Annotated in this window: 13 protein-coding genes, 1 rRNA gene and 1 riboswitch; of the genes, 8 read left to right on the top strand and 6 right to left on the bottom strand. The window is 44.0% G+C overall.

What is annotated here, in order from left to right; translation table 11 throughout:
- Together MST20_RS12390 and MST20_RS12385 are read right to left on the bottom strand one after the other, a co-directional pair.
- Positions 1-217: ribosomal RNA gene (locus tag MST20_RS12390) — 16S ribosomal RNA — on the bottom strand; the annotation flags it as partial.
- 527 nt (positions 218-744) lie between these two features.
- A complete protein-coding gene (locus tag MST20_RS12385; RefSeq protein WP_165427877.1) occupies positions 745-1,845 on the bottom strand; it encodes a GntR family transcriptional regulator in 1,101 nt (366 codons plus the stop codon).
- 161 nt (positions 1,846-2,006) lie between these two features.
- Positions 2,007-2,106, top strand: a riboswitch (TPP riboswitch).
- A 111-nt stretch (positions 2,107-2,217) separates the two neighbouring features.
- On the opposite strand from MST20_RS12385, the gene thiT reads away from it, so the two are divergent.
- Positions 2,218-2,802: an energy-coupled thiamine transporter ThiT gene (gene thiT, locus MST20_RS12380; protein WP_243942504.1), complete on the top strand. Its 585-nt coding sequence runs from the start codon at positions 2,218-2,220 to the stop codon at positions 2,800-2,802.
- 37 nt (positions 2,803-2,839) lie between these two features.
- On the opposite strand, the gene MST20_RS12375 is transcribed toward thiT, so the two are convergent.
- Entirely contained in the window at positions 2,840-3,397 is a 558-nt protein-coding gene (locus MST20_RS12375) for a class D sortase (RefSeq protein WP_243942502.1), read from the bottom strand.
- Between the two features lie 106 nt (positions 3,398-3,503).
- Complete coding sequence (locus MST20_RS12370; RefSeq protein WP_243942500.1) at positions 3,504-4,502, bottom strand: processed acidic surface protein; 999 nt, start codon at positions 4,500-4,502, stop codon at positions 3,504-3,506.
- 179 nt (positions 4,503-4,681) lie between these two features.
- Between MST20_RS12370 and MST20_RS12365 the strand changes: the two genes are divergently transcribed.
- The 6 genes from MST20_RS12365 (at position 4,682) to MST20_RS12345 (ending at position 9,064) form a co-directional block, all read left to right on the top strand.
- A complete protein-coding gene (locus tag MST20_RS12365; RefSeq protein WP_003184678.1) occupies positions 4,682-4,870 on the top strand; it encodes a hypothetical protein in 189 nt (62 codons plus the stop codon).
- Between the two features lie 124 nt (positions 4,871-4,994).
- The gene (locus MST20_RS12360; protein ID WP_165427881.1) at positions 4,995-6,107 is read left to right on the top strand and encodes a response regulator aspartate phosphatase; all 1,113 of its coding nucleotides are present in this window, start codon (positions 4,995-4,997) and stop codon (positions 6,105-6,107) included.
- A 1-nt stretch (position 6,108) separates the two neighbouring features.
- Entirely contained in the window at positions 6,109-6,237 is a 129-nt protein-coding gene (locus MST20_RS21185; protein ID WP_255204467.1) for a hypothetical protein, read from the top strand.
- 78 nt (positions 6,238-6,315) lie between these two features.
- Positions 6,316-6,963: a pyroglutamyl-peptidase I gene (gene pcp / locus MST20_RS12355; protein WP_243942498.1), complete on the top strand. Its 648-nt coding sequence runs from the start codon at positions 6,316-6,318 to the stop codon at positions 6,961-6,963.
- Positions 6,964-7,085: 122 nt separating this feature from the next.
- Positions 7,086-7,742, top strand: coding sequence for a potassium channel family protein (locus MST20_RS12350; RefSeq protein WP_152846720.1), 657 nt, complete (start codon positions 7,086-7,088; stop codon positions 7,740-7,742).
- 2 nt (positions 7,743-7,744) lie between these two features.
- Positions 7,745-9,064 carry a TrkH family potassium uptake protein gene (locus MST20_RS12345; protein WP_243942497.1) on the top strand — a complete coding sequence of 440 codons (1,320 nt, stop codon included), beginning with the start codon at positions 7,745-7,747 and terminating at the stop codon, positions 9,062-9,064.
- A gap of 10 nt (positions 9,065-9,074) precedes the next feature.
- On the opposite strand, the gene MST20_RS12340 is transcribed toward MST20_RS12345, so the two are convergent.
- Positions 9,075-9,989 (bottom strand): DMT family transporter, encoded by a 915-nt coding sequence (locus MST20_RS12340; protein WP_243942495.1) that lies wholly within the window; start codon positions 9,987-9,989, stop codon positions 9,075-9,077.
- A 116-nt stretch (positions 9,990-10,105) separates the two neighbouring features.
- Here MST20_RS12340 and MST20_RS12335 point away from each other — a divergent pair, with 116 nt between their 5' ends.
- Entirely contained in the window at positions 10,106-10,594 is a 489-nt protein-coding gene (locus MST20_RS12335; RefSeq protein ID WP_075751231.1) for a DinB family protein, read from the top strand.
- A 41-nt stretch (positions 10,595-10,635) separates the two neighbouring features.
- On the opposite strand, the gene MST20_RS12330 is transcribed toward MST20_RS12335, so the two are convergent.
- On the bottom strand, positions 10,636-11,217 hold the full coding sequence (locus MST20_RS12330; protein WP_243942493.1) for an MOSC domain-containing protein: 582 nt from the start codon (positions 11,215-11,217) through the stop codon (positions 10,636-10,638).
- Between the last annotated feature and the right edge of the window lie 101 nt (positions 11,218-11,318).

The raw sequence follows: 11,318 nt of genomic DNA, 5'->3' as shown, positions 1-11,318 counted from the left end.
AAGCCACCTTTTATAATTGAACCATGCGGTTCAATCAAGCATCCGGTATTAGCCCCGGTTTCCCGGAGTTATCCCAGTCTTACAGGCAGGTTACCCACGTGTTACTCACCCGTCCGCCGCTAACATCAGGGAGCAAGCTCCCATCTGTCCGCTCGACTTGCATGTATTAGGCACGCCGCCAGCGTTCGTCCTGAGCCAGGATCAAACTCTCCATGAAGTTTGATAATGACTACGCACAACAAATGTGCGATTTATTTAATGAATTAACAGGTACGTTTTGTCTTGTTTAGTTTTCAAAGATCATTTCCGCCTCTCGAAGAAGCGACTTTACTAATATAACATTCTATCATTGTGAATGTCAACAACTTTTTTTAAAAGATTTTCGAAGTTGTTTTTATAAAGCCTCCTTTTTAGGGGCGGATACTAATATAACATCTATTTACGTTTTGCACAATAGCTTTTTTAAAAAAATAATAATCAAATGATTTTGGCTCAGATGAATCCTGATTATCTCGACCAGCCGGCAATTGACGCCATTTATTTCTCCTTACCGCTTTCTTCTATATAAAAGTATACAGCGGTCTTTAAAATCAATTTGCTAAAGCTGCACATGGTCCGAAGCTTCGAGGATGACATTAAACTCTCCGCTATCAGCTTTCACTTGAATAAAAAGCTTCTCATTCCGGAGCTTTTTAACAGGATATATTTTCATTCACGCTGGTTGGCGGATAAAGCTTATACAGCCTACCTTTTCAGCTTGGCGGTCGAATGTCTGACAACCAGTTCAGGTTTGTAGACGGTGGAATGCTCAAGCTGATCCGTGTTGCGTCCCTCAACTTTGGCAATCATCCATTTTGCCGCCTCAATCCCCATCTGCATTTTCGGATGAGTGACTGACGTCAGCTTCACTTCAGATGCCTCGCTCAAGTGTGAGTCGTCATATCCCACAATCGATATGTCTTCCGGCACTTTCAAACCGAATTCCCTCACGACATCCAACACCATAAGCGCGATCTCGTCGTTATAGCAGAATATAGCAGTCGGACGGTCTGATGAAGAAAGCCGCTTCCTGGCTTCAGCTATCGTTTTTTGTTTTTTGTTCTCTGTTGTGTACGTCACGACCATTTCAGGGTAAAACGACAAGCCGTTTTCTCTGAAAGCACGGATAAATCCTTTCATCCGGTTGGCGCCCTGCATATCGTCCTGTTTAAAGAAACCGAACACTTTTTCATGGCCGAGCTTAATCAAATGCTCCGTGGCGATAAAACCGCCGTGTTCATCATCCAAAATGAAATGGGGCGGATTTAGCTCCTGATAAAATTGGTTGATCATCAAATACGGAATATGATGTTGTTCAAGCGTCAAATAGTAACTTAAATTCGGGTTAAAGCTTCCTGTTTTCGTCGGCTCCACGATCAACCCAGCAATTTTTTTGTCAAGCATATTCACAAGGCATTGTTTTTCTTTTTCATTGTCATTATTGGTGCTCGCGACGACAAGGGTATATCCTTCACTGGACAGTGACGATTCGATTCCTCTTATAATAGAAGGAAAAATGTAATCCGAAAGGTAAGTCGTCATGACCCCGATCATCTTATTTCTTTCCCTTCCTTTTTCAGAAAGCTGAAGACGGTGAGAGCAATACGTCCCTGAGCCCTGCTCTCTGTATAAAAGCCCTTCATGAACAAGGTCGCCAATCGCTTGCCGGATCGTATGCCTGCTCACATCAAATATTTTCATCAATTCGTTTTCCGAATGAATTTTTTCGCCCGGCTTCACTTTGCCTTCATATATCCACGATTTAATTTTATTTTTCACCATGCTGTATTTTGTAAGTTCACCCATCAGATCAACCCTTTACTGATCTTGTACGTACGAATAAGTTCTATTATAAAGGAAAAGATGTTTGACTTGCTACATATTGGAGAAATTAAGCAAAATTTTTCGAAAAATCAGCTTGTCGTCCGTTTCTTTTTTTAGTATAGTAGAATATAACTAAATAACTTGATGACCACAAGGGGAGCCTCGAGGCTGAGAGTGAACGACCGTTCTGACCCTTTGAACCTGTTAGTTAACGCTGGCGTAGGGATGTGGCAAAGTCATTTCTAATTGCATCCAAAGCAGTGCGTGGAAAACTTTCCTACTCCTTCCCCGCATTGCTTTTTTTATTGGGAAAGAAGTCCAGTATCCCTTTGTTCATCAAAAGTGAGGGTTAAGATGAATCAATCTAAACAACTTGTACAGCTGATTGAAATTGCGATTATGACAGCAATAGCACTTATACTTGATATGGTGTCCGGAATGTTTTTAAAAATGCCTCAAGGCGGTTCAATCGCCGTCATGATGATTCCGATCTTCCTGATCTCCTTTAGATGGGGGCTGAAGGCAGGGCTGGCAACCGGGTTTTTAGCCGGATTGCTTCAGTTTGTCACTGGAGGATATTACGTAGTTCATCCTCTGCAGCTTTTTCTTGATTACTTTATCGCGCCGACAGCCGCGGGAATCGGCGGTTTTTTTGCCGGATCGATCAGAAATGCTTCAATCGAGAAACAAAAAGGAAAGATCATTTTCTATGTTACGCTGGCCGTCTTTCTCGGAAGCGGACTGAAATTTCTCGCGCATGTCATCAGCGGCGCTGTCTTTTTTGGAAACTATGCGCCTGAAGGCACTCCGGTATGGATTTATTCATTAGTATATAACGGAACATATATGCTACCGTCTTTCGTTGTCTGCACAATCGTCCTTTGTTTACTGCTGCTAACCGCGCCAAAACTCCTGGAAAACAGATCAAACAGGAGGTAATACAAAAAACAGCGGACTCACCTGATTCCGCTGTTTTTTATGATTTAATCAAATCTGCGACCAATATATACCGCTCCGGTGCTGAACCGATAAAGTTAAAAGGATAGCAGGTGGAAACCGTCAATGTCGCTCTCGGCTTTGGTACAATCACCGTCCGGTCATCCGCATCCACGATCCGTACCTTTTTCACTTTGTATGTAAAAGTTCCGTAGGAAGCTTCAACAATTAACTGATCGCCTTTCCCCACTCGGCCGAGTTTTCGGAAAACCGTATCCCGGTGCCCAGATAAAACCGAGTTGTCATCTTCTCCAGGCAGAACGGAACCTGCGAAATGGCCCACGCCTTTTTGCAGCTCGTCTTCATCTGTCCCGTGATATATAGGAATCCTTGCATTGATTTTCGGAATGACAAGATCACCGATTTTCTCCCCGGTTTTAAATGTTTGATCAATCACCGTTTTTTCTTTTTTCGCCGTCTGCATCGGAGGTTTTTCAGGCTTTTCTTCTTCTTTCATCTGCTGAAATGAAAAAAGAGCGTAGCCGTGCATTAACTTGAACACATTCGTTGTTGTAAAATAACCGCCGCACACAACCATCGCAATAGCTGCGAGCCAGATGATCTTTTTTCGATGTGCCTTAATTTCCTTTCACTCCTTATAAAAACTTCCCATTCTCTACATAATTAGAATGGGAAGTGACATGTTAAGCCGCTTTGCGAAGCCTTCTGATCATGAAGAAGCCGCCAAACATCAGAACGGCGCCTAAGATAGACCATTCCGCGTAATGCCCGGCCGTCTTTGGAAGCTTTGCACCTTTAACCGTCTTTTTCACATGAGATGGCTTTGCATCATGTTTGACAGCCGTTTGGGTTTGCTTCACTTTTGACCCTGTGTCATGAATTAAATCAGATCCGATCATGTCAGGCGTCAGCAATACATCCAAAATGAAATTGCCTTGCAGATCGTATACTTCCACCAGAAGGCTTGCTCCCTTCACATCTTCCGCGCTGACAAGCGTTGTCAAAGACACTTCTTTTTTCTTTCCGTCTTTAACAAGATAGTATTTCGTTTTAACTTCAAGCGTCTTCTGAAGATCGTTTAAAATGGACAGCATTTCAGCGATATCTTGAGCTGACAGCTCTGATACAGACTCGAAATCGGCTACCGCTTCAAGACGTTCTCCAAGAGCCATCAAATCATTTTCAAGGTTCGGATTGTTATCGCGCACTTTTCGGAGATGATTCACGAGTCTTTCCCACTCCTGATCATCCACACCTAATTCTTGAAACATGTTCCCGATCTGAAAATCGTCTTCTCCTTCATATGTCACAGTGAAAAGCGCATCGTCCAATTCGTATTCAAACATAAACACGTCGAGAATGTTTTGGCCGCTTTCCATATACCCATTTTCAACAAAAAGGTCAGCCGCTTCTTTTTCGCTCAATCCGTATTCTTTTAAATAGGATGCCAAAAGTTGTTTAGTCAGTCTTTGCCCTAAAAAATCTTTCAACTCTTCCACCGACTCAAAATCTTTTAAACTTTCATCATATGTATCCTGTAAATAAGCTTCCAATTCTTTTTCTGTCATTCCTATTTCTCCAAGATACTCTTGAAGCTCGGCCTGTTTCGGAGCGGCAAAAGCCCCTGCTGCCGGCACTAAAACCAGGATGCAGACCAATAGTGACATCAGCCTTTTTTTCATTTCGTATGACCCCCTAAATTTATCTATCATCTTGATTATAGTGGAAATATTTTAAAAAACATGTATTGTAATTGAAATTCTTTTCGTCTATAATATTTTGTTCTTTTTCCTGTTTAAACAGGCATAATCTTCCCCTCTATTGAATGTAATATAGTAAAGCGAATAGAGGAGGTATGCAAATGAATCCTTACTATATGATGCTCCTATGTTACGTCCTATCGATCATCCACTTTTTAATAGGCTACCGGGAAGCCCTGAAAATAAGCGGAGCTGACGGGCTGGTCAACGGAACCGCAATGATCTCCTGTATTCCGCTTGGCGCGGTTTTCGCTTTTTTCGCGCACTTTTTTTGGAAAATGACGATTTAATTTCAGAAATGAACTTTTCACCGGCGAACTTGCATTTCAGCGTTATTCACAGACGGCAGCAGTTTATGCTATGATTAATAGAACTTCAATTTACAAAAAATTCACAAAGATTGGAGGGAAGAGAATGGCCAAAGCCGTGGCTTCACAAGAAGTCGCCAATATGCTCAACGACTGGTACATACTGATGAAAAAACGAGACATTTCAGGCTCAATCGAAATGAAAGATGACATAGATAAAGCAATTGAAAAAATGGAAGAAGATCATGACGTTCTTCTCTATTATCAAATGCTCGATTTTCGCTTAAGGCTCCTTCTTGAAGATATCTCCCAATCTTCCACCGAAAAATTGGAAGCCATCAGTTTTCAGGACAAAGATCCAAAAAGTACGGACGACAAGCTGAATTATTATTTTTACCTGTTCAAAGGGATTTATGAGGACTACAAGCAAAACCATACAGAAGCGCTCAATTTTTTCAGAATAGCGGAAAAAAGGCTGAGCGTCATTCAAAATGAAATTGAAAAAGCCGAATTTCATTATAAAATCGGTGTTTTGTATTACAACTTAAAAGCGACGTGGCTGTCGATTCATCACATCAACATCGCCTCCGGCATCTTCCAAGGGTATGACGGGTATGCCAAGCGGGTCATCAACTGCAAAATGCTGATCGGACTCAATTATATTGACCAATTTAAGTTTTCCGAAAGTGAAGTATTGTTAAAGGAAGCAATTGAAAAAACCGAAAAAATCGGCGACCAATACCTTTTACCGTGTACCTACTATAATATGGGCTTTTTGAAGAGTAAGGAAGACAAGCAGGAGGAAGCGCTAAAGTATTACAATAAAGCTTTTGCAATCAAAGATTTTGAAACGAAAGCCAAGTATGCTTACCTTCTTTGCGTTTATGAAAACACAAGGTCTCTTTTCAAAACCAACGCACACAAACAAGCATTTAAATGGATCGAAGTGGGCTTTAACAAATCCCGGGAAATGAACAGCGAAATTTTCGAATTGAAATTCAAAATTTTATATACATTATATTCTGATACACAGAATAAACTGGAAATAATCAAGGACTATGTTCACCAGTTAGAAAATGAAAAAGCCTGGGTAGATTTGGAGGAATTATTGATGGATGTAGCGAATTACTACAGGCGAGAAAAGTTATATGAAGAAGCCATATACTTTTACATTAAAACAGACAAGGCGAGCAAGCTCGCCGGAAGAGGAGGAGAATAAAATGAAAAAAGTATTATTAACAGCAGTTGTATTAGGCGCAGTTTTCAGCTTTTCATTCGTAAACCATGCACCGGAAGCGGCTTCTCAAGGAGATCAGGTACTTCTCGCATCCCGGGGATCAGGAGCATAAAATATTTAAAAAATACCCATTCAGACATCTTCTGAATGGGTATTTTGCACTTTATATTCATTTTCAGGAGGGATCGATATGGGAAAGAAAGTCCTGCTGACAGGCTTTGACCCCTTCGGGGGAGAAACGGTCAATCCGTCTTGGGAAGCTGTAAAACAGCTGAACGGAGAAAAAGTCGAAGGCGTCTCTATCGCAGCGGAGCAGATTCCGACCGTTTTTCATCATTCAGCGGCCGTTTTGGAAAAAGCGATCGAAAAGCACCAGCCCGATATCGTCATTTGTGTAGGACAAGCAGGCGGCCGGGCTCACATGACTCCGGAACGCATCGCAATCAACATTGATGACGCCCGCATTCCGGATAATGAAGAACGGGAACCGATCGATGAACCTATCGCTGCAGAGGGGCCTGCAGCTTACTGGTCCGCGCTTCCGATCAAACTCATTGTGAAAGAGTTGAGAAAAAACGGAATCCCGGCCTCCGTCTCTAATTCAGCTGGAACATTCGTATGCAACCATCTATTTTACCAGTTAATGCACCGTATAGACCGCACCTCGGCAAACATCCGCGGCGGGTTCATCCACATTCCGTATCTCCCCGAACAAACAGTCGATAAGCATGAGCCGAGCCTCAGCCTTGAAACGATCGTCGAAGGACTGAGGATAGCCGCCGTCGTCTCCGCCCTTCACGAACAAGACATTCGCGAAACCGGAGGCTCACTCAGCTGACATCGAAGCCGCCTCAAGGCGGCTCTCCGGCTTTGCACTCTTCCGGATTCTGTATATCCCTGTGTGTTTTTCTTTTAAAAAAGTAAACACTATAAGAAAAACAGGTAAAAGGGTGAACACGGATGCAGAAATCTTATGCCGTTTTCGGGCTCGGCCAGTTCGGCGGCAGCCTTGTGAAAGCCTTCCACGCAAAAGGGGCGGAAGTCCTCGGCATCGACAAATCCGAAGAAAAAGTAAACGAATATTCTGCTTATGCAACCTACACCATTTGCGCCAATGCCGTTGATGAAAATACATTGAAACAAATCGGGATACGCAACATCGATCACGCATTTGTATCATTCGGCGATGACATTGAAGCAAGCATTCTGACCTCTCTTTTGCTGATTGAAATGGGCGTTCCCAAAGTATGGACGAAAGCGCAAAATGACTATCACCAAAAGGTCCTGCATAAAATCGGCGTCCATCGTATCATTCATCCCGAAAAAGATATGGCCAAGCGGATAGCCAGCCATATCACCTCGGAAAAGATGATCGATTTTGTTGAGCTGTCGCCAAACTACAGCATCGTCGAAATTGTGGCAACAAAAAAGCTGGACAAAAGAAGCCTGGGGGATATCGATGTACGCGCCAACTTCGGCTGCAACATCGTCGGCATAAAAAGAGACGGGCATTTCATCATCGCACCGAGCGCTGATGACATGATATATGAAAACGATATTTTGATTGTGATCGGGCAAAACAAAGATATTGAGACCTTTGAAAAAAAGGGCGATTAACCGTGAAGTTTAAACAGATTCAATTAAGCCCGTCCCAACTGCTCGTGCTGGTGTTTTTATTTTTCATCATATTAGGAACCCTTTTATTGAAGACGCCGGCAGCGACGTCCAAACCCATAGGCTGGATTGATACGCTTTTTACATCGACCTCGGCGATGACTGTTACCGGTTTGGCCGTCGTTGATACAGGCACGGATTATACGATGTTCGGTCAGCTCATGATCCTCGTTCTCATCCAGGTCGGGGGGCTCGGCATCATGTCATTTGCGGTCCTTATTTTTATCATGCTCGGAAAAAAAATCGGCCTGAAAGAACGGCTGTTGATTCAACAATCGCTCAATCAAACTTCTTTAGGCGGGATCATTAAGCTCATCAAAAGTTTGTTTATTTACTCCTTCGCGATCGAAATGCTGGCCATGCTGATACTGGCTGTCAAATGGGTTCCTGAATACGGTTTCGCACGCGGCGTCTACTACAGCCTGTTCCACGCGGTTTCCGCCTTTAACAATGCCGGATTTTCCATTTGGCCGGACAGTTTAATGCGGTATGAAGGCGATCCGCTCGTCAACCTGGTGATCAGTTTTTTGTTTATCATCGGCGGGATAGGATTTACCGTATTGTCTGATCTATGGCATAAGCGGAACTTTAAAAAGTTAAGCCTTCATTCGAAATTGATGATATACGGTACGTTTATCATCAATTTGTCAGCCATGATCTTCATTTTTCTGCTTGAGTATCAAAATCAAAAAACGCTCGGCATGCTTCCGCCAGCTGAAAAACTTTGGGGCGCCTATTTTCAGGCCGTGACCCCGCGAACAGCCGGGTTTAACACGACAGACATCGGGAGCCTGAACGAAAGCACGATCACACTTTTGCTTCTTCTTATGTTTGTCGGAGCGGGGAGCGCATCGACCGGCGGAGGAATCAAGCTGACGACGTTTCTTGTCATTCTCCTGTCGGTTATCACTTTTTTAAAAGGCAAAAAACATATTTCGATAGCAAAAAAAACGCTGAAAGACCAATTGATCATTCGTTCGCTCGCTATTTCGACTATCAGTGTGCTGTTGATTTTAGCGGCTGTCTTTATTTTAAATATGACAGAGCCTAAGCCGTTTTTGGCGATTTTGTTTGAAGTCGTATCAGCCTTCGGCACGGTCGGCCTGTCAATGGGGATTACGGCTGACCTGACCCCTGTTGGAAAGATACTAATTATTTTCATTATGTTTCTCGGAAAACTCGGACCGCTCACATTGGCGTTTTCCCTGGCCAGACCTGAACAGGAAAACATCCGCTATTCAAGCGAAGATATTTTGACCGGATAAGGTGCAAACTTTAAAGCGCCTTATGCGTTTTCCCTTTCACGGCCGTGACGGTGTTTTTCCTCATGCTTTGCGAGGCCATGAACAGAATGATACCTAAAAAAATGACCGCTCCGCCGATCACCTGCGTCATCATGACGGATTCGTCTAAAATCCAATACGCCAGCGCAACCGCTCCGACAGGTTCAAATAAAATCGCCACAGAAATCATATTTGTGCTCAGCCATTTCAGCACCCAGTTAAACAGCGAGTGGCCGAGCAAAGTCGGAATGACGGCAAGCAGGAAGAAGTACCCCCAATCTGACGAAGGATAAGAAAAAAAGGCGGCGCCCGAAAACAGACAGTACAGACATAAAGTGATGGCGCTGATTCCATACACAATAAAAGTGTAAACGGTCAAACTGTGGTGTTTTCTGACATGCTGGCCAAACAGCAGATATGCGGTTACAAGCGCACATGCCAACAGCGCAAGAATGTCGCCGTAGAGGGCCTGTCCGCTTACTTTGAAATCCCCCCAGCTGATGTACGCGCTTCCGCCGATCGCGAGCAGCGCACTGATGATCCCGGCGAACGAGACTCTTTCTTTAAATAAAAAGTATGTACCGATAAAAGAAAAAATCGGCTGCAGCGTAACAAGAACAACCGAGCTCGCCACTGAGGTGTATTCAAGCGAACGAAACCATAAAATAAAATGAAATGCCAAAAAGAACCCCGCTGCCGCTGAAAACAGCCAGTCTTTTTTCGAAAAACTCAAGACTTCTTTTCTTTTTCCCCAGAAAAAAGGAAAGATCAGCAAAGCGGAAAAAAAGAGACGATAAAAAGCGATGATTCCAGCGTCAGCCGTTGACAGTCTGACAAAGATGGCGGAGGAAGACACAGCCAGCACCCCGATCACTAATGCGATATACGGGTACAATGTTGTTCTCAAATAAATCCTTCCTTCTATTTATTTTTCTTAAGCATATCCGATGGCGATGCGAAAATCGAGTGTTTTTTGGTTATTTTACCAGCCTGCGATATGGTACAGTAAAAACAGGAGGGGATATGATGAGCATTTTTAATGAAGCGAGAAAAGAACTTTGGAGCGAGATCCAAGGCCTGTCAGACGAAACGCTGAATAAAAGGCCGGCAGAGGACGAATGGAGCATTCAAGAAGTGATCGACCACCTGAAAAGAATCGACCTGATGGCACTTCAAATCCTGAAGGAACAAATCAAGCATGCACCGGTCAAAACAATCGAAGATAAACCGGTGCATCAGTCGGAAGACAGAAGCTCCAAACGAAAGGCGCCTCCATATGCAGAGCCTGAAAGAAAAACGGCAGATGCTTTAACCCTCAAAGCTGAGCTCGACAATGTCAGAACACAATTAACTTCAGTCATCGCCGCCTTTCACGATGAAGATTTTCAAAGGGTGCTGCCGCATCCGGTTTTCGAAGAGCTTACGGTCAGGCAGTGGCTCGACTTCATCGGCCACCATGAAAGAAGGCATATTAAACAGATCAACGAAATCAAACAAAAACTATTGCAATAAGCGGAAAGCCCCGGTTTTAGAGACCGGGGCTTTTCATCCGCTCAGGCAAACGACCTGGCGTCGTTCATGGCAGCAGGCGAATACGCCCACACTTCTGCCTGGTCGCCTTGATGGATCAAGCCGGGGCGTTCGACAACGCAGACGATTCCCCTTCTTCCCATCGCATGGCGCACAAAGCGCGAAGCAAGCTTCGGTTTGTCGGGAAACTGCTCCTGAATGACTTCTCCGGGCTGAATGCACGGCTCATTCTCACCCTCGCTCAACAGAGAGGCGCCGCTTGGAAAAACGATTCTGCTTCCTTCTCTTAATGAGGTTAAATCAGGCAGTCCGCTTAATGCGATATTGGCCCCGAGCCATTCCGGAAGGACCGCAGGAATGTTCAGCCGTCCGGCAATCTCAAGACATTCTTCGACCGAGACAATTGAAATCTGCCTCCTGTTGAAAATCTCTGTTCCTCTTTTATACATCGGCTCCCTTGCTCCCGCTTTTTTCGTCAGTCCAAAATGCAGATCACCCGGTATTCCCCCGTAATCGATCACAATCTTTGCCTGTTTCTCTGTCACAAATGACGGTGTGTCCGCTATGTATACGTTCTCTGCGACAGCCGTGTGCTTTTTCCACATGCAACCCATCCCCTTTTATCAAGATGTGATTTATTTTACAACGCTTCCCTTTTTTTCTCAAATTAAGAAAGCCCGCTGTGCGCTCACACAGCGGGCTTCAT

It is taken from the genome of Bacillus sp. B19-2, from assembly GCF_022832475.1.
In the GTDB taxonomy this organism is placed as follows: Bacteria; Bacillota; Bacilli; order Bacillales; family Bacillaceae; genus Bacillus; species Bacillus paralicheniformis.
The sequence above is the reverse complement of the archived record's forward strand: the minus strand, read 5'-3'. Positions and strand labels throughout refer to the sequence as shown.